This window comes from Marinobacter sp. SS5-14b (assembly GCF_030541005.1).
In the GTDB taxonomy this organism is placed as follows: domain Bacteria; phylum Pseudomonadota; class Gammaproteobacteria; order Pseudomonadales; family Oleiphilaceae; genus Marinobacter.
Window position 1 is genome coordinate 560,836 of record NZ_JASSVM010000002.1, and the last position, 17,099, is coordinate 577,934.

Here is a 17,099-nt window from a genome sequence, read left to right on the forward strand (position 1 = left end):
CGAAGTCCGGAGGCAATGACTGATGACTGAGCTGTTCTACGACGCCGCCCCCAATGCCACCCGCGTGGCTCCTGAGCGACCCGCGCCACGAACGTATCCGGCCAAGCCGGCCGAGGTCACGCTGTTCGGCACCTGCGTGGTGGACCTTTTCTTTCCCGAGGCCGGCCTGGATGCCATCCGCCTGCTGGAGCGGGAAGGCATTCGCGTGCACTTTCCGCAGGAACAATCCTGCTGCGGCCAGCCGGCCTGGACTTCCGGCTACGTGAATGAGGCCCGGGAGGTGGCGCGGGCACAGCTCAACCTGCTCGACAACGGCTTGCCGGTGGTCGTCCCCTCCGGCTCCTGTGCCGGTATGTTCCGGCAGCACTACCGGGAAGTGTTTGCGGAAGAACCCGATACCCTGAAACGTGTGGAAAACCTGGCTGAACGCACCTTCGAGCTGACCGAGTTTCTGCTGCACGTATGCAAGGTGGACTGGCAGGATCTTGGCGAGCCGACACAGATTGCCCTGCATACCTCCTGTTCCGCCCGCCGGGAAATGAACACCCACCTGCATGCCCGGGAGTTGCTGGGCAAGCTGGCGAACGTCGAGCGGCTGGACCACGACCATGAAAGCGAGTGCTGCGGGTTTGGCGGTACCTTCTCCGTGCGCATGCCGGAAGTCTCCGGCGCCATGGTGCTGGACAAAACCCGCTCGCTGCGGGAATCCGGGGCGGTGGAAATGGTGACCGCCGATGGTGGCTGCCTGCTCAACATCAACGGCTCCCTGGAAAAGCAGAAACAGACATTCCGGGGCCGGCACCTGGCCAGCTTCCTGTGGGAGCGGGTAAGCGGAGAGGTGAAACCATGAGCCAGCGTATACCGGTCAAAGAACTCACCGACAGCTTCCGTGGTCGCGCCGTGGGCGCCCTGGTCGACGACCAGCTGCGCACCAACTTCCGCGTCGCCATGGATTCGCTGATGCAGAAGCGCGCCGATGCCTTCCCGGACGAGGAAGAACGCGAAGGCCTGCGGGAGCTGGGTAATCACATCAAGGCCCGGGCCTTGTCGCAGCTGCCGGATCTGCTGGAGCAGCTGGAAGCCAAACTTACCGAAAACGGCATCAAGGTGCACTGGGCGGAGACCACCGAAGAGGCCAACCGGATAGTCCATTCCATCATCGAGGCGAAAAAAGGCTCTCAGGTGGTGAAGGGCAAGTCCATGGTCAGCGAAGAAATGGAGATGAACGACTACCTGGCCGAACGCAACATCGAGTGCCTGGAGTCGGACATGGGCGAGTACATCGTCCAGCTGGATGGCGAAAAGCCCTCCCACATCATCATGCCGGCGATTCACAAGAATCGTTTTCAGGTCTCCAAGCTGTTCCATGACAAGCTGGGCGTGGATGAGACCGAGGATGTGAACGAGCTGATCCAGATTGGCCGTCGCACCCTGCGCCAGAAATTTCTGGAAGCGGATGTCGGGGTGTCTGGCGTGAACTTCGCCATTGCCGAAACCGGCACCTTGCTGCTGGTGGAAAACGAAGGCAACGGCCGCATGAGCACCACGGCGCCGCCGGTGCACATTGCGGTCACTGGTATCGAAAAGGTGGTGGAAAACCTGCGGGACGTGGTGCCCCTGTTGTCGTTGCTGACCCGTTCCGCCTTGGGCCAACCCATCACCACTTACGTGAACATGATCTCCGGCCCGCGCAAGCCGGATGAGCTGGATGGCCCGGAAGAAGTCCATCTGGTGCTGCTGGACAATGGGCGCAGCGGCGCCTTCGCCGATGCCCAGCTGCGCCAGACCCTGAACTGCATCCGTTGCGGCGCCTGTATGAACCACTGCCCGGTCTATACCCGGGTGGGTGGCCACACTTATGGTGAAGTGTATCCGGGGCCGATCGGCAAGATTATTACGCCGCATATGGTTGGCCTGCACAAGGTGCCGGATCATCCCAGCGCGTCCTCCTTGTGTGGCGCCTGTGGCGAAGTGTGTCCGGTGAAGATTCCGATCCCGGAAATGCTGCAGCGGTTGCGCCAGGAAAACGTGAAAAGCCCCGCCGAACAGCCGAAAGTGAAAGACGGCGGCGCCAAATATTCCCGCAAGGAGCGGGCGATCTGGCGCTTCTGGGCCAGGCTGAATACTTCGCCAGTGTTCTACCGGCTGTTCCTGTGGGGCGCGACCCGTTTTGGCAAACTGGCACCGAAAAACGTCGGCCCCTGGACCGAGAACCACTCGGCGCCGGTACCGGCCCGCCGGTCTTTGCATGACCTGGCTAAAGCCCATTTGAACCAGGGGGATCAGCGATGAGCGCCCGCCGTAACATTCTGAACAAGCTCCGCGCTGGCCTGGCCGGCACTACGCCCCGGCCGGATGATTTCGATGAAGGGTTGGTCACCCGGCCATGGCAATACGCGCCGGAGGACAGGATTACCCGGCTGCGTTCGCTGATGGAAGCGGTGCACACCGAAATTCACCAGCTGACCTGCGCCGAGTGGCCGGCAAAAGTTCAGGAACTGCTGGAACATCGCGGCCTGAAAAACCTGCTCTATGCCCCGGGTACCGACCACGGCCAGACGTTGTCGGAACACTGGCAGCAAAGCAATGCCGCCCCCGAATTGCTGGCCTACGACCGGCCCATCGAGGAATGGAAAGAAGAACTGTTCTGGCAGGTGGATGCCAGCGTCACCGGCACTGTGGGAGGCATTGCAGCTACCGGCTCACTGGTGCTCTGGCCGGATCGCCACGAGCCGCGGCTGATGAGCCTGCTGCCGCCGCTGCACATTGCACTGCTCAAGGCCAGTGAAGTGGAAGACAACCTGTACGGCATGATGCAAAAACAGAACTGGTCTGCGGGTTTGCCGACGAACCTGTTACTTGTGTCAGGCCCTTCCAAGACCGCGGATATCGAACAGGTGCTGGCTTACGGGGCCCATGGCCCGAAAGAGCTGGTGGTCCTCATCCTTGAGGACGCCTGAGGGCGGGGTTATTTAACCCCGAAGCCCCGCTTGTTCAGGAAATCCTTCATGTGCGGCCGGAGCTTGCTGGTAAACAGCGGCTTCAGCTGCTCGGACCAGTTGGTGTCCTTGTTGCCGCCGGTGCGTTTCTGGTAGTACTGGTGCATGGTGTCGTCAAAGCTGGCCACCAGGGCTTCATCGTCAGAATCGTCGTAGGCGTCTTGTTTCAGGATGGCGGCCAGGGGCAGACGTGGTTTCACTTCCGGATCCTGGTCCGGGTAGCCGAGGCACAGGCCAAATACCGGGTACACATGTTCCGGCAGGTTGAGCAGTTCGCTGACTTCCTGCGGGTTGTTGCGAATACCGCCGATATAGCAGATGCCCAGCCCTTCGGATTCAGCCGCTACCACCACATTCTGGGCGATCAGTGCGGCGTCAACGCTGGCTACCAGCAGCTGCTCAGTCATGCCCCGGACCACCTCAGCACCGGCTTTCTCGGCGGATTCGGTGGCGCGCTTCATATCGGCGCAGAACACCAGAAAGTCCGAACAGGTTTCGATATAGGCCTGGCCGCCGGCCAGTTCAGCCAGCTTCTTCCGCTTTTCCGGATTGACCACGTGAATAATGGTGTAGGCCTGCACGTGGTTGGAGGTGGCGGCACACTGGCCGGCGCGGATCAGTTCTTCAAACAGCTCCCGGGGAATCTGTTGATCCTTGAACTTGCGGATGGAACGGTGGGATTTCAGGAGTTCAATGGTCGGATTCATAGCCCCTCGTCTGAGTCAGAAAAAAAGAGACGATAGCTTGCTTATCAGGGCAGGCACAACCGGACAAAAGTGGGTAGTTGCACGGATGACGGGTTGTTGGTTGCTGTGGGCATAGAAAACGCGTCCGTTGCGAGAGCTTGGATGAGAATGGTTAATCCCGGTCAAAACTGAGCTCATTGGCCCGGCCGGCCAGGTTACCCTGCTCCAGGCGTATTTTGACTTCCAGGTTGTGGCGTGAGTCGGCGTTGCCGAGGGCTTCATCCTGGCTGATTTTGCCCTGGTGATAGAGGTCCATGATGGCCTGATCGAAGGATTTCATGCCCTGCTGTTCACTCTTCTCCATGATGTCGCCAATACCGCCGATTTCGCCTTTGTTGATCAGATCCTTGATGTAGGGACTGGCGAGCATGACTTCTACCGCAGCGCAGCGCTTGCCGTCTTTGCCTTTGAGTAAGCGCTGGGCGACGACCGCCTTCAGGTGGAGACTGAGATCCATGAACAGCTCTTTGTGGGCATGCTCCGGGAAAAAGTTCACAATCCGGCGCATGGTCTGGTCCACGTTGCTGGCGTGCAGTGTGGAAATGCACAGGTGTCCGGTTTCGGCGTAGGTCAGGGCCTGCTTCATGGTTTCCCGATCGCGGATTTCACCGATCATGATGACGTCCGGCGCTTCGCGCATGGCCCGCCGCAAGGCTTCGGTATAAGAGCGGGTATCCACCCCGACTTCCCGCTGGTTCACCACGCTTTGTTTGTGGTTGTGGGTGTACTCGATCGGGTCTTCGATGGTGAGAATGTGCCCGGTTGTGTTGCTGTTCCGGTAGTCCAGCATGGAGGCCAGCGTCGTCGACTTACCCGAACCGGTGGAGCCGACCACGAGGATCAGCCCCCGTGGCTCCATGATCAGCTTTTCAAGAATTTTCGGCAGCCCGAGCGTGCTCATGGAGGGAATGTCGGTTTTCAGGTGCCGAATAAACGCGTGTGCCGGGATACTGCAACAAAAGCCTACAGACACCGCTGCTATCAACTATAGTAGAGGCGCTGCGGTTTCAGAAAGGCCTTGCGCTGAAAAGCACCGCCGAGCCACCGCACAGTTGCCGTATATTCATCGAACAACCACCCATGACACGCCGGATGATTGAATCAGACACCCAGAATTCGCGACAGAATCGGGGCTTTCAAAGGCCCCGGCCGCTGCTGATGTATCTGCTTGCCTTGTTGATATTGCTGGTGTCTGCCGGACTCATTGGCAGCAATGCCTATCAGCGGGCGCACCAGGCCGCGTTTGAGCGGTCGCAGGCCCGGGCGGATCTGGCCGCAGCGTTCGTCGCCAACAGCTTTCTCTCTGGCCAGTATGGCCTGCGTACCATTGCGGCATTTGTCGAGCCTTTGATAGAGGCACCGGACGTTGGTGCGCAGGGTGGCCTTGAGAGCATCGAAAGGTTGTTGGACGAAAAGGTTCGTGATGCCGGCTTTATTGAGGCGTTCTTCGTGGCAAGCCTTGATGGCAGGCTGCTGTATGCCTCACCGTCCCGGACTAACGTTGTCCAGTCCCCCCCTTGGGCTTTTATCGAAGGTTTTGCGTTTAGCCGCGATGAAGAAAGTGTGGTGACGCCGCTGCATGTTGACCCTGCAACCGGAGCCCCGTCGATCTGGCGTATTCACAAGCTGCGATCAGCCTCAGGCCCGGTTAATGCGCTGCTTCTGGTGAAGCAGTCTCCGGATTTGCTGGCACGGTCGGTCGATCGCTTGTCCGTCTCAGATGGTGAGAGTCTGGCGTTGATCGATGAAAATATGAGGCTGGTGGCGCGGTTGCCGGCGCCCTTGTCGGGCGACCGGTCCGGCTTGACTGGAACCCGTATTCAGGAGCCCCACACCCGGGCCTTCATCGACAGCGCAGACGCCCAGGGGCAGGTGATTACGGCCTCGCCGGTGGACGATGAAGAGCGTTTCTACACGTTTCGGCGAGTGGATGGCTTGCCCTATGTGGTGGTCGTAGGCGAGAAAACAGCGGTTGCCCTGCAGGGTTGGCGGCAAAGTGTCTGGATTGGCAGTACGGGTATTTTGCTCAGTGCGCTTATCGGCTTGTTTTTGTTACAGCAATTCTACCGAAGGCTGCGGCTGGAGCAGTCGCTGGTGCTCGAAAACGAAACCCAAAAAAAATTGCAGCAAGAGGCCCAGAACAATGCAGCAAGGTTGGGCGCGCTGGTCGGTTCAATACCGGATATGGTGTTTGTGATTGGGCAAAACGGCACCTTCGATTTCGTGCACGCGGTGGATGAGACACAACTGTTACGGCCCCCGGAGGAAATGGTGGGGCTCAACTATCACGATGTGTTGCCGGCGGAGCTGGCCAGCCGGTTCGATAGAGTAAAAGAGGATGTGGCCAACCACCGGCGGCTACGGAACTTTGATTACCAGCTGTTTCTGGACGGCGAGGCCCGACATTTTGAAGCCCGGGTGACACCCATTCCGGATGGCCAGGAACACAGCAGTGGTTTTCTTGCACTGGTGCAGGACATTACCGACAGCAAGCTGCAACAGGCCGAGATGCGGATTGCCTCGACGGCGTTCGAAACCCACCTGGGTATCGTTATTACTGATGACCAGGGGATTATCCTCCGGGCCAATCGTGCCTTCACACGCATTACCGGTTATGAAGAACACGAAGTGGTGGGGCAATCCCCCCGCGTGTTGCAATCCGGAGTTCAGGATAAAGCGTTCTATCAGCAGCTTTGGGGCCGGGTCAATCAGACCGGATCCTGGGAAGGGGAGATCTGGAACCGGCGCAAGGATGGCGAGGTCTACGCGGAATGGCTGACGGTGACGGCGGTGCCCGGCGAATCCGGCGCGATTCTCAATTACGTTGGAACCTTTCACGACATCACCAGGCGCAAGGAAGCGGAGCGCCAGGTACATCGCCTGGCGTTCTACGATTCACTGACCGGGCTTGCCAACCGTGCGTTGTTGGAAGAGCGCATTGCTGAGGTGGGTCGGGCCAATCATCGCAGCGGCACCCATGCAGCCTTATTGTATCTGGATATTGAACAGTTCCGGGCGGTTAATGATTCCCGCGGCTATGACGTCGGGGATCTGGTGTTGAAGGAATTGGCCGCCCGGCTCTCGATGATCATGCGGGAAAACGACACGTTGGCGCGTATTGGCGGAGATGAATTCGGGGTGCTGCTGTCGTCGCTGGAAGGCACAGAGGAGCAGTCTGCACGGTTAGCTGAGGTGGTTGCTCAGAAAATTCTGGTGGCGTTTGCCCGCCCGGTTGAGGTGGCAGAGCATCTGGTACAGGTGGATGTCAGTATCGGTATCAGCATTATCGGGTCTGTGGTTGATCATTACGACCAGCAACTCCAGCGTGCCGAACAAGCCACGCAGCAGGCCAAAGAGCAGACCAGACACACCGGCCTTAATCGCATTGCTTTCTTTAATCCAGAGATACAAGCGAAGGTTGTTGAACATGTGTTTCTGGAAGACCAGCTACGCAACGCTCTGAAAGAGAACCAGTTCGTGCTGTATTTCCAGCCTCAAGTGGGTTACCCCGACACCCGTGTGGGGTATGAGGTGTTGCTACGCTGGCAGCACCCCGAGCGGGGCCTGGTATCGCCGGCTGTGTTTATTCCGATGGCGGAAAAGAGCCGGCTCATCCTGCCCATTGGCCGTTGGGTGCTGGAACAGGCCTGCCAGACCCTGGCCCGCTGGCACAACGACCCGGCCAGGTCGGATCTGCAGCTTGCGGTTAACGTCAGCGTGGTGCAGTTTCAGAGCACGGGCTTCACCGAACAGGTGGCGACGATTCTGAGGCGGACGGGTGCCCGGCCGGAACTGTTGAAACTGGAAGTAACCGAAAGTCTTTTGATGGATGATCCAGAGCGGGTTGCCCTGGTCATGAGTGAGATCAAAGAACTCGGGGTACGCTTCTCACTCGACGATTTTGGCACCGGCTACTCGTCACTGAGTTACCTCAAGCGCCTGTCGCTGGATCAGATCAAGATCGACCAGTCATTCGTCCGCAATGTCACCAGCAACCCGGCCAGTGCCGCCATTGTGGATTCCATCATCGGTCTTTCCCAGGGGCTGAACCTCGAGGTGATCGCCGAGGGTGTGGAAACCGAAGCCCAGCGCGACTGGCTGGTTGCCCATGGCTGCGATCATTTTCAGGGCTATTTGTTCGGGCGGCCCGGGCCGGAGTAATACCTGGCCTTGAGTACTTTACGCTTTGCATGAAAAGCCCCTTCAGTTCCGGTGCCTGTTTGGCCGCCTCATCCCCTTCCATAATGACATCCAACATCTGAGCCCGCGTGGCTGGCTGTCAGACACAAAACTTTGGAGGTATTGCGGTGAATCACTACGACGTTGTTGTACTTGGCGGGGGTAATGCGGGGCTATGCGCAGCCTTGTCTGCAGCTGAGTCCGGGGCAAAGGTCGTGGTGCTTGAGCTCACAGCGGTTTTGGACCGGTGCCAGCAACTTGGCATATCGGCTCCCTACACGTTTACTGTAAACGCCCTGTTGAAAGGATGCGGCCTTCAGGCGGGTAATTTGTAACCCATTCCCGAGAAAAAAGAACGACAGGTCTCGCAAGTGAGTCACTTTGGTGTACTATAGTACTGTATAAATATACATGTTTCTAACGACTGCGAGGAAGCCTCATGGCAGTGCAATCATTATACTTTTCTGATCGGGACGGACTGGAAATGGCGCTCAGCAACCCAGACACCATGCTCTTTCAAAGCAAAGCCGAAGCCGATGCACGGGACAAGGTACTGGAGCTTGCCGAGAACGTCGCGCTCTGGCTTGAAAAGCATGTGGACGGCATTTCAGAAGATCTGGCGGAAAAATGCGCCATGAGTATTGCAGAGAACAAGGATCTGTTCGCCAGGGCCATGAAAAAGCCGGAATTGTTAACGGAAGTGGCGGCAGCAGAAAGCTGAGCGCACACCCTTCGCTTCCTGGCTATCCCCGGTTCAACTCATACACCGCCATATTGACGGCCGACGCCAGGTTCAGGGACTCAACGGCGGCGGCACCGGGAATGGTGTAACGTTGGGCACCGAGCTGTGCCAGGGCATCGGAGGGCACGCCCCGGGCTTCGTTGCCAAACAGGTAGCAATCATGGTTCTGGAACTCGGGGCTGGTGATGGCTTTGCCACCGATGTCCAGGCAGGCGATGCTGGGGTAATGATTGCTCAGGGTATCCAGGTCGACCTCGGTTTGCAGCGGCACATGGAAGATCGCGCCCATACTGGAGCGCACGACTTTCGGGTTGTAGGGATCAACACTGCCAGGGCTGAGCAGGCAGCGCATGCCGCCAAACCAGGCGAGGGTGCGCAAAATGGTACCGAGGTTGCCGGGGTCCTGCACTTGGTGCAGGTAAACCGCTTTTGCGCCAACCGCTGAATCGCTGCTGGCGGCCGGTGGCAAGGGGGCGACAGCAAGTATGCCCTGGGGGGTTTTGGTATCTGCCAGCTGGGCCATCTGTCGGTCGCTGATCAACTGTTTGGGCCAGGGGCTGTTCCAGTGTTCGTAGACGCTGGTGACAAACAATCGGGCCTGCTGCCAATGTGGGTTGCTTGCTGCGGCCTTTTCCAACTCCAGTACCAGATGTTCCCCTTCCACCAGGAAATGCCCGAACGACTGCCGATACTTTTTCTGGTGCAGTTTCTTGATGTCGTCCAGCTTCACTGTGTGTTTCCTGCCTGAGCTTTTGCCGCTTCAAGGTCTGCCAGCATGGCTTTGGCCACGGCTTCCGCTACCTTGATGCCGTCGACACCGGCCGACAGGATGCCACCGGCGTAGCCGGCGCCTTCACCCGCAGGGTACAGCCCCCGAGTGTTCAGGCTTTGCAGGCTCTCCCGGTCCCGGGTGATGCGAACCGGGGAGGAGGTGCGGGTTTCCACACCGGTCAGCAGCGCATCGGCGCGGTCAAAGCCGCGGATCTGTCGGCCGAAGGCCGGAAGTGCTTCGCGGATGGCTTCGATGGCGTATGCGGGCAGGGCAGGGGCAAGATCACCAAGGCGAATGCCGGGCTTGTAGGACGGCTCTACTTCACCCAGTTTGTCGGAAGGTTTGCCGGCAATAAAGTCGCCCACCAGCTGTGCGGGGGCACAATAGTCGCTGCCCCCCAGAACATAGGCGTTGGCTTCCAGCTGTTCCTGCAGTTCAACACCGGCCAGGACGTCGCCCGGGAAATCCTGCTCGGGCTCAATGTTCACCACGATACCGGAGTTGGCATTGCGCTCATTGCGGGAGTACTGGCTCATGCCGTTGGTGACCACTCGCCCGGGTTCAGACGTGGCAGCCACCACGGTACCGCCCGGGCACATGCAGAAACTGTATACGGCGCGGCCGTTGCTGGCGTGATACACCAGCTTGTAATCGGCGGCGCCCAGGGCTGGATGGCCGGCGTATTTGCCCAGGCGGGCGTGGTCGATCAGCGTTTGCGGATGCTCGATCCGGAAGCCGATGGCGAAGGGCTTGGCCTCGAGGAAAACGCCCCGTTTATGGAGCATTCGGAAACTGTCTCGGGCGCTGTGGCCTAGCGCCATCACCACATGGCGGCTCATCAGCTGCTCGCCATTGGCCAGTTCCACACCACGGACCTGGCCATCTTCCAGCAACAGGTCAGTGACTTTTTGTTCAAAGCGGATCTCGCCACCCAGGTTGATGATCTCTTCCCGCATGCGCGACACCACGCCGGTCAGGCGGAAGGTGCCGATGTGCGGCTTGCTGACAAACAGGATTTCTTCGGGGGCGCCGGCTTTGACGAATTCGGCCATTACCTTGCGGCCGTAGAATTTTGGATCTTTGATCTGGCTATACAGTTTGCCGTCGGAAAACAGGCCCGCACCGCCTTCACCGAACTGCACGTTGGACTCTGGTGACAACTGTTTTTTACGCCACAGCGCCCAGGTGTCTTTGGTACGGCGACGTACGTCTTTACCGCGTTCCAGCACGATCGGCCGGAATCCCATCTGGGCCAGCAGCAGCGCGGCAAACAAGCCGCAAGGGCCAAACCCGACCACGATCGGGCGCTCGGCTAAGCCAGCGGGCGCCTGAGCCACCGGGTAATAGGCGGTATCCGGTGCCGGGCGAACGTGGGCATCCCCGGCAAACCGGTCCAGTACCGCGGTTTCATCCTGCACGGCGAGATCGATGATGTAGACAAACTTTATCTCGCTGTTCTTTTTGCGGGCGTCGTAGCTGCGTTTGAACACGGTAAAGTTCAGCAGCTCCTCATCGCGCAATTGCAGGCGCTGCAGAATGGCAGCGCGCAGGGCGTGCTCAGGGTGATCAAGAGGTAAGGCCAGTTCGGTAACGCGAATCATGAAATTTCCTGGCTGCCGGCCAATGGCCTGGCAGGTTGCGGTTGGCAAAGTGTGCCCATTGTACTGCCGTGCCGGGTGCTTGTCAGGCGACCGGGCTGCTTTTGCGGTAGCGCTTGCGGCGGCGTACAATGCGGCTTTTCCCGCAGTGAACAGAAGACATCCCATGGCCCGTTCCAAAAGCAGTAACCGCTGGCTCGAAGAGCACGTAAACGACCCCTTTGTGAAGCAGGCACAACTGGACGGTTACCGCTCCCGTGCCAGCTACAAACTGCTGGAAATCAACGACAAGGACCGCCTGATCCAGCCAACCATGCTGGTGGTGGATCTGGGTTCGGCGCCGGGCGGCTGGTCACAGGTGGCCTCCAAACTGGTGGGTCACAAGGGCCGGGTGGTGGCCTCGGACATCCTGCCCATGGACGCCATCGCCGGCGTTGAGTTCGTCCAGGGAGACTTCACTGAACAGGACGTGTTTGATCAGATCATGGCCACGCTCGATGGCGCACAGGCCGATGTGGTCATCTCCGACATGGCACCCAACATCAGCGGCGTCAATGCGGCAGACCAGGCGGCGTCCATGTACCTGTTGGAGCTCGCACTGGATATGGCCTGTCAGGTGCTCAAACCTAAAGGCAGCTTTGTCGCCAAGGTGTTCCACGGCGAAGGCTATGACGAGTACGTCAAAGCCGTGCGCCAGGCCTTTGACAAGGTGGTGGTGCGCAAGCCGGATTCATCAAGGGCCCGCTCCCGGGAAGTCTATCTGGTCGCCAAGGGGTTCAGGGGAATGTGAGAAGCATTAGGCTTTCGCCGTAAGCTTCACGCTCATGCTGCTGTAACCCCGCACAAAGTTTGACTGCACATACTCTGGCTCATCCAGCACTTCAATGTGCTCAAAGCGCTTCAGTATCTCTTCCCACAAAATCCGCAATTGCATTTCTGCCAGGCGGTTGCCCATGCACCGGTGCACACCAAAACCGAAAGAGAGATGTTTTCGCACGTTCTTGCGATCAATGATGAACCGGTCCGGGTCTTCCTCAAATGCCCGCTCATCGCGATTGCCCGAGGCATACCACATCACCACCTTGTCGCCCTGTTTGATGGTCTGCCCGTTCAGGGTGACATCCTCTTTGGCCACACGACGCATGTAGGCAAGCGGGGTTTGCCAGCGAATGATTTCCGAGACCATATTGGGAATCAACGCCGGATTCTCTTTGAGTTTGGCAAATTCCTCGGGAAACTGATTAAGCGCGAAAACGCCGCCGGTCATCGAGTTGCGGGTGGTGTCGTTCCCCCCGATGATGAGCAATACCATGTTGCCCATAAACTCCATGGGCCGATTGATCATGTCTCGGGTGTTGTCATTGGCCAGCAGCAGGCTGATCAGATCGAAACCGGGTTCTTCTCCGGCAGCTTTGCGCGCTTCTTTTTCCCGCCAGAGCAAAGACATTTGCTTAGCCATGTCAGCCGCAGCGTGGAAGAACTCGTCGGTATTGGCGTTACCCCCGGTAGACTCCGGAGCGCCTGAGGCCACATCGGACCAATAGGCCAGTTTGTGGCGTTGCTCAAACGGGAAATCGAACAGGGTGGCCAGCATCCGGGAGGTGAGTTCGATGGAGACTTTTTGCACCCAGTCAAAAGGCTCACCGACGGGCAGTTGGTCCAGCACATCCGCCGTGCGGCTGCGAATCAGCGCTTCCATTTGCGCCAGATTTTTGGGGGCTACCACACCCTGTACCGCCTGGCGCTGCACATCGTGTTTGGGCGGGTCCATGGCAATAAAGGTTTCTATTTCGAGGCCTTCCGGCTGAGGCCCGATGGAAATGATCGGCTCCGCGGAGAACAGGTCGTGGCGGGTATCCACGAACATGATGTCCTCGTAGCGCGTCACCGACCAGAACGGGCCAAAGGGGCTGGCCTTTTGAAAGTGCACCGGGCATTCATCCCGTACCCGCTCGAAATAGGAACGCCACAGTCCCTGTCGATACAGGAACGGGTTGCTGAGGTCGATGTCTTCAAGCGCCAGCGTTGACACGTCCGGTAGAGGAACTTCGTTGAAAACTGGCACAGGCCGGTCCTTGCCGGTGCGGTGTTTCACATTCTGAACGGCATGTGCGCCTTTGATTTGCCAGTGGATCGGAATGATCGACGTGGCTTTGTTCAGAGCCGGTTGAATCACAGGTTCGAGTAAAGGGGTCAGTATGCTCATGCCACACCTCAGAGATAAAATAGGTATTTGTCGGACGGTTCAGGGCTCCGAAATCAAACCCGGGTGTTGCCTACATCTGGAATTCCGGCAGGCGCACGATCAGGCCATCCAGGGCTTCCGAGAGTGTTACCTGACATGACAAACGAGAAGTGTCGGTGATCTCTAGCGTGAGCCCAAGCATGCCCTGTTCGTCGGCATTGATGCCGCCGGTGGCGTGAATCCATTGCTCATCGACGATCACATGGCAGGTTCCGCAGGCACAGGCGCCACCGCAATCGGCATCAATGCCGGGGATGCCATTATCGACGGCGGCCTGCATCAGGGATTGGCCCGCTTCGATCTCCACCACATGAGCGGTACCACTGTGCTCGATAAACGTAATTCGACCCATAACCACCTCGTTTTGTTATTCAGGGGAGTTGTTCTATAAAAGGCAGATTACGTGGCGCGGTTGATCCGGGGCAGGTCATTAATTGACACGACAGGGTCATTTAAAGACACTTCCGAGTGGCGCTGCCATGCGAGCGCAGCCCGAAGACGTGACGGCAACCAGCGGAAACAATAACAACGATGCGCGAAGTCGACCTGAATCTGGCGTGTATACCCTCTAACTACAGCCGATTGATTGCCCGTGAGCTAGGCCTGTTGGCGCGGGATGTGTCGGATTTGCTGACAACGACGCAGTTGTCGGTCGATCAGTTTTTGCAGGAAGACACCCTGCTGACACCTCAACAACAACTGCAAATCCTGCAGAACAGTATGCAGTTGGCCAACGATGACGCCCTGGGATTACGCCTGGGGCAGCGCATGACTTCACCCACCCACGGTGCCATGGGGTTTCTGGTCAACAGTAGCCCGGACTTACTCACCGCGATCCGGGCCTTTCAGGCATTTCTTCCCACCCGAATGAATCTTGCCCGGCTGGAGTTGGTCACGAAGGGCGACTGGCTGGAGCTAACCTGCCAATTCGATATGGAGCTTTCCGAGTCGTTGCTGCGAGTTCTGAGCGAAATTTTTGCGGTTATTTTCTTTGACTGCGCTGAATTCATTGTCGGCCGTCCCTTGGACGAGGTGGTCAGCTATTTTGCTTATCGGGCGCCTGCATACGGTGATCGTTATGCCGATCATATCCCCGGACGTATCGAGTTCGGTGCCCAATCGCTCTCGCTGAAAATACCCCTTGAGGTGTGTAAGGTCCCCAATGCCTCAGCCAATCATGAAAACTACACAATGGCGCTGCAACAGTGTGAGGCGATGCTTGCGCAGCTGCATTCGGATAAGAAAACCTGCAAGTATCAGGTTCAGAAAATGATGCTTTCGCATCCACCCGGTGTGCTGAGTGAAGACGAAGCCGCCGCAGCGCTTTTCATCTGCAAGCGCACGCTGGCAAGGCGATTAAAGGCGGAGGGAAGCAGTTTCAGACAGCTGCGAGACGACATCCTGTCGCAACAGGCGCTCGGATACCTGCGTGACAGCACAATGTCGATAGAGGCTATGGCCGAAGTGCTGAATTATCACGACAGTGCGAATTTCCGGCGGGCTTTCAAGCGGTGGTTTAACGTGACGCCCGACCAGTATCGGCGGCAAAGGATAGAGCAGGTGTGATGTCTCGTCAGACTGTGTGGGTGCTGGCTAAGCCAGGGAAATACGATAACGGAGCACTCCGGCGTCCTCTTCCCTGATCCACTCAATTCGGTGGCCGGTTATCTCGCAAAGGGCCTGTAAATCACGGCGGCCGCTGGCGTCATCCGCCAGAAACTCCACCTGGGTGCCGCTCGGCAGGCCCTGGGTGCGTTTCTTGAATCGCAATACGGGAAGCGGGCATACCAGACCGACGGCGTCGATCTGGTATACCTCCGGTTGATCAGTCAAGGCGCACACTCGTGGAGCTGCCTTGTTCGGCAGAGGACCATTCGAACTGGTTCAGCACCACCGGAGCGCAAAAGGCAATGATCAGGGCCGCGACGAAAGCGGCTGCCATTACTTTCATGTTGAACCTCCTTTGCCTTGTTTCGCCTCAACCTCTTCCACCCAAAGGTCGTGATGCTGTCGGGCCCATTCACGGTCAACCTGGCCGTTGCCCATGGCATCAAACGCACCTTCCATGCCGACCGAGCCGATGTAGATGTGTGCGATGATAGCCACCATCATCGCGAACGCGACAATCGAGTGCCAGATGTTGGCGTACTGCATTTCTTCATGGGGTGTCAGGGCCGTCGGGAAATCGGTCCCAAGAATGCCGTTCAGAGTGCTGAAGGTGCCCGCGAACATGGGCATTTCAAACGGGAACAACAGTGACAAGCCGGATAGCGATACGGACACGCCCAACACCATGACGGTCCAGAATATGATCTTCTGGCCGGCGTTAAATTTCTTCGAAGATGGGTGAGACTTGCTGAAGATGCCGCCGCCGGCCTTGATCCACTGCCAGTCCAGTTTGTTGGGAATGTTGTGCGCCACCCACATGCAGAAGGTCATCACCAGGCCCAGCATGAAGGCCCAGGCAACGTTGTTGTGCAGCCACTTTGAGCCGACTGCGAGAGTAGAATAGGCCTCGTGCCCAATAACGGGAATCAGGAAACTGCGCCCCATCAGGGTAAGCAGCCCGGTCAGAGCGAGTGCGATAAACGAGCCCGCCAACAACCAGTGGCCAAAGCGCTCAATGGCTTTGAAGCGTTCAATCTTGTTGCCCGAGGGGCCGCCATCGATCATGATCTTGCCGCGAACAAAGTAAAACACCACCAGCAGGATAATGATGCCCAGCAGGGCGCCACCGCCGTAGGTAATGATTGGCCCCTGGCGCAACTTATACCAGGGCATGCCTCCGTCCTGGATCAGCACGTCGGCTGCAGGGCCGCGGGCCTGAGTTTTGATGTCGCTTTCGTTGTAACGGATGCCGCGCCAGGTATCGGCGTCAGAAACCCCGCCTCGGGTCCCCAGTTGCTCGGTGATGGCCGCAGCGCTCCCAGGATTCCCCAGATTTTCAGATCGGAATGACTCGTCAACTTTCAGTTTCTCCTGACGAGCCATAATGTCTTCCAGGGTTTGCGCGCCCCCGGTGGCTGTTCGGTCAACCGCAGGGGCGTCTTCCGCCCAGACAGGGTTGAAAAGCAGGGTCGCCAACGTGAGAACGGTGGCACCCAATAGTTTCATGTTCATGAGAGCGCTCCAGCGGAATGAACAAAAAGAATGTGTTGCACCCATGAATTCCGGGGCCCTTGGGCCCCGGAACCATCGGGCGGGCTTAAGCGCCCTTCTTCTCGTAAGCTGTGCCCCATCCCCAGGCGCCTGAACCAAAACCACGGTTCACCACACGCTGGCGATAGATGTCCGAAACCTCGTTGCCATCACCGGCCAACAGGGCTTTGGTTGAGCACATTTCCGCACAGATCGGCAACTTGCCCTCGGCAATACGGTTGCGACCGTACTTGTTGAACTCGGCTGTTGAGTTGTCTTCTTCAGGGCCGCCTGCACAGAAGGTGCATTTGTCCATCTTGCCCCGGCTGCCGAAGTTGCCCGCTTGCGGGAACTGGGGCGCGCCGAAGGGGCAGGCATAGAAGCAATAACCACAACCGATGCACAGGTCTTTGGAGTGCAGCACGATGCCGTCTTCAGTCTGGTAGAAGCAGTCTGTTGGGCAAACCGCCATACAGGGCGCGTCTGAACAGTGCATGCAAGCTACCGAGATGGAGCGTTCGCCCGGTTTGCCATCTTCGATGGTCACCACACGGCGACGGTTGATGCCCCAGGGGACCTCATGCTCATTTTTACAGGCCGTTACGCACGCATTACATTCGATGCAGCGCTCGGCGTCACAAAGGAATTTTGCTCTTGCTTGTCCTTCAAGTGCCATGGTC

General features: G+C 58.2%; 18 protein-coding genes. 8 read left to right on the plus strand and 10 right to left on the minus strand.

The features are described from left to right. Window positions 1-22: 22 nt before the first annotated feature. From QPL95_RS06500 to QPL95_RS06510, 3 genes are read left to right on the plus strand one after another with little or no spacing between them, the layout of a single operon-like run. Window positions 23-850, plus strand: a complete 828-nt coding sequence (locus tag QPL95_RS06500) for a (Fe-S)-binding protein (RefSeq protein WP_303290192.1) — start codon at window positions 23-25, stop codon at window positions 848-850. Further along, on the plus strand, window positions 847-2,292 hold the full coding sequence (locus QPL95_RS06505; RefSeq protein WP_303290193.1) for a LutB/LldF family L-lactate oxidation iron-sulfur protein: 1,446 nt from the start codon (window positions 847-849) through the stop codon (window positions 2,290-2,292). Before QPL95_RS06500 ends, QPL95_RS06505 begins: the two co-directional genes overlap by 4 nt. Beyond that, window positions 2,289-2,960, plus strand: coding sequence for a lactate utilization protein C (locus tag QPL95_RS06510; protein ID WP_288371585.1), 672 nt, complete (start codon window positions 2,289-2,291; stop codon window positions 2,958-2,960). The genes QPL95_RS06505 and QPL95_RS06510 overlap by 4 nt, the downstream gene beginning before the upstream one ends. Window positions 2,961-2,968: 8 nt before the next feature. Here the strand turns inward: QPL95_RS06510 and nfsA are convergent, their stop codons facing one another. Both nfsA and QPL95_RS06520 read right to left on the minus strand, forming a co-directional pair. Then, the gene (gene nfsA / locus QPL95_RS06515) at window positions 2,969-3,706 is read right to left on the minus strand and encodes an oxygen-insensitive NADPH nitroreductase (protein WP_303290194.1); all 738 of its coding nucleotides are present in this window, start codon (window positions 3,704-3,706) and stop codon (window positions 2,969-2,971) included. A gap of 151 nt (window positions 3,707-3,857) precedes the next feature. Continuing rightward, window positions 3,858-4,718, minus strand: a complete 861-nt coding sequence (locus QPL95_RS06520) for a PilT/PilU family type 4a pilus ATPase (protein WP_303290195.1) — start codon at window positions 4,716-4,718, stop codon at window positions 3,858-3,860. 119 nt (window positions 4,719-4,837) lie between these two features. Between QPL95_RS06520 and QPL95_RS06525 the strand changes: the two genes are divergently transcribed. The 3 genes from QPL95_RS06525 to QPL95_RS06535 all read left to right on the plus strand — a co-directional run bounded on the left by QPL95_RS06525 (window position 4,838) and on the right by QPL95_RS06535 (window position 8,645). Beyond that, window positions 4,838-7,906, plus strand: a complete 3,069-nt coding sequence (locus QPL95_RS06525; protein ID WP_303290196.1) for an EAL domain-containing protein — start codon at window positions 4,838-4,840, stop codon at window positions 7,904-7,906. A gap of 107 nt (window positions 7,907-8,013) precedes the next feature. Beyond that, complete coding sequence (locus tag QPL95_RS06530; protein WP_303290197.1) at window positions 8,014-8,259, plus strand: FAD-binding protein; 246 nt, start codon at window positions 8,014-8,016, stop codon at window positions 8,257-8,259. A 104-nt stretch (window positions 8,260-8,363) separates the two neighbouring features. Then, the gene (locus QPL95_RS06535; RefSeq protein ID WP_303290198.1) at window positions 8,364-8,645 is read left to right on the plus strand and encodes a YebG family protein; all 282 of its coding nucleotides are present in this window, start codon (window positions 8,364-8,366) and stop codon (window positions 8,643-8,645) included. 22 nt (window positions 8,646-8,667) lie between these two features. Here the strand turns inward: QPL95_RS06535 and QPL95_RS06540 are convergent, their stop codons facing one another. Beyond that, entirely contained in the window at window positions 8,668-9,396 is a 729-nt protein-coding gene (locus QPL95_RS06540; protein WP_303290199.1) for an RNA methyltransferase, read from the minus strand. Continuing rightward, window positions 9,393-11,039, minus strand: coding sequence for an NAD(P)/FAD-dependent oxidoreductase (locus QPL95_RS06545; RefSeq protein ID WP_303290200.1), 1,647 nt, complete (start codon window positions 11,037-11,039; stop codon window positions 9,393-9,395). The genes QPL95_RS06540 and QPL95_RS06545 overlap by 4 nt, the downstream gene beginning before the upstream one ends. A gap of 163 nt (window positions 11,040-11,202) precedes the next feature. On the opposite strand from QPL95_RS06545, the gene rlmE reads away from it, so the two are divergent. Next, window positions 11,203-11,826: a 23S rRNA (uridine(2552)-2'-O)-methyltransferase RlmE gene (gene rlmE, locus QPL95_RS06550; RefSeq protein WP_303290201.1), complete on the plus strand. Its 624-nt coding sequence runs from the start codon at window positions 11,203-11,205 to the stop codon at window positions 11,824-11,826. A gap of 6 nt (window positions 11,827-11,832) precedes the next feature. Here the strand turns inward: rlmE and QPL95_RS06555 are convergent, their stop codons facing one another. Together QPL95_RS06555 and QPL95_RS06560 are read right to left on the minus strand one after the other, a co-directional pair. Then, on the minus strand, window positions 11,833-13,242 hold the full coding sequence (locus tag QPL95_RS06555; protein WP_303290202.1) for a cytochrome P450: 1,410 nt from the start codon (window positions 13,240-13,242) through the stop codon (window positions 11,833-11,835). A gap of 70 nt (window positions 13,243-13,312) precedes the next feature. Next, on the minus strand, window positions 13,313-13,633 hold the full coding sequence (locus QPL95_RS06560; protein ID WP_303290203.1) for a 2Fe-2S iron-sulfur cluster-binding protein: 321 nt from the start codon (window positions 13,631-13,633) through the stop codon (window positions 13,313-13,315). 179 nt (window positions 13,634-13,812) lie between these two features. On the opposite strand from QPL95_RS06560, the gene QPL95_RS06565 reads away from it, so the two are divergent. Further along, a complete protein-coding gene (locus tag QPL95_RS06565; RefSeq protein ID WP_303290204.1) occupies window positions 13,813-14,847 on the plus strand; it encodes an AraC family transcriptional regulator in 1,035 nt (344 codons plus the stop codon). Between the two features lie 27 nt (window positions 14,848-14,874). On the opposite strand, the gene QPL95_RS06570 is transcribed toward QPL95_RS06565, so the two are convergent. From QPL95_RS06570 to fdh3B, 4 genes are all read right to left on the minus strand, one after another. Beyond that, window positions 14,875-15,114 carry a sulfurtransferase TusA family protein gene (locus tag QPL95_RS06570; protein ID WP_303290205.1) on the minus strand — a complete coding sequence of 80 codons (240 nt, stop codon included), beginning with the start codon at window positions 15,112-15,114 and terminating at the stop codon, window positions 14,875-14,877. After that, window positions 15,107-15,232: a hypothetical protein gene (locus QPL95_RS06575; RefSeq protein WP_303290206.1), complete on the minus strand. Its 126-nt coding sequence runs from the start codon at window positions 15,230-15,232 to the stop codon at window positions 15,107-15,109. The genes QPL95_RS06570 and QPL95_RS06575 overlap by 8 nt, the downstream gene beginning before the upstream one ends. Further along, a complete protein-coding gene (locus tag QPL95_RS06580) occupies window positions 15,229-16,401 on the minus strand; it encodes a formate dehydrogenase subunit gamma (RefSeq protein WP_303290207.1) in 1,173 nt (390 codons plus the stop codon). The genes QPL95_RS06575 and QPL95_RS06580 overlap by 4 nt, the downstream gene beginning before the upstream one ends. Before the next feature lie 85 nt (window positions 16,402-16,486). Further along, window positions 16,487-17,095, minus strand: coding sequence for a formate dehydrogenase FDH3 subunit beta (gene fdh3B / locus QPL95_RS06585; protein WP_044388059.1), 609 nt, complete (start codon window positions 17,093-17,095; stop codon window positions 16,487-16,489). Between the last annotated feature and the right edge of the window lie 4 nt (window positions 17,096-17,099).

Coding starts and splice junctions, on each gene's coding strand:
- QPL95_RS06500 (WP_303290192.1), top strand. CDS start 23: ATGACTGAGCTGTTCTACGACGCCGCCCCCAATGCCACCCGCGTGGCT.
- QPL95_RS06505 (WP_303290193.1), top strand. CDS start 847: ATGAGCCAGCGTATACCGGTCAAAGAACTCACCGACAGCTTCCGTGGT.
- QPL95_RS06510 (WP_288371585.1), top strand. CDS start 2,289: ATGAGCGCCCGCCGTAACATTCTGAACAAGCTCCGCGCTGGCCTGGCC.
- nfsA (WP_303290194.1), bottom strand. CDS start 3,706: ATGAATCCGACCATTGAACTCCTGAAATCCCACCGTTCCATCCGCAAG.
- QPL95_RS06525 (WP_303290196.1), top strand. CDS start 4,838: ATGATTGAATCAGACACCCAGAATTCGCGACAGAATCGGGGCTTTCAA.
- QPL95_RS06535 (WP_303290198.1), top strand. CDS start 8,364: ATGGCAGTGCAATCATTATACTTTTCTGATCGGGACGGACTGGAAATG.
- QPL95_RS06545 (WP_303290200.1), bottom strand. CDS start 11,039: ATGATTCGCGTTACCGAACTGGCCTTACCTCTTGATCACCCTGAGCAC.
- rlmE (WP_303290201.1), top strand. CDS start 11,203: ATGGCCCGTTCCAAAAGCAGTAACCGCTGGCTCGAAGAGCACGTAAAC.
- QPL95_RS06555 (WP_303290202.1), bottom strand. CDS start 13,242: ATGAGCATACTGACCCCTTTACTCGAACCTGTGATTCAACCGGCTCTG.
- QPL95_RS06560 (WP_303290203.1), bottom strand. CDS start 13,633: ATGGGTCGAATTACGTTTATCGAGCACAGTGGTACCGCTCATGTGGTG.
- QPL95_RS06565 (WP_303290204.1), top strand. CDS start 13,813: ATGCGCGAAGTCGACCTGAATCTGGCGTGTATACCCTCTAACTACAGC.
- QPL95_RS06575 (WP_303290206.1), bottom strand. CDS start 15,232: ATGAAAGTAATGGCAGCCGCTTTCGTCGCGGCCCTGATCATTGCCTTT.
- QPL95_RS06580 (WP_303290207.1), bottom strand. CDS start 16,401: ATGAACATGAAACTATTGGGTGCCACCGTTCTCACGTTGGCGACCCTG.
- fdh3B (WP_044388059.1), bottom strand. CDS start 17,095: ATGGCACTTGAAGGACAAGCAAGAGCAAAATTCCTTTGTGACGCCGAG.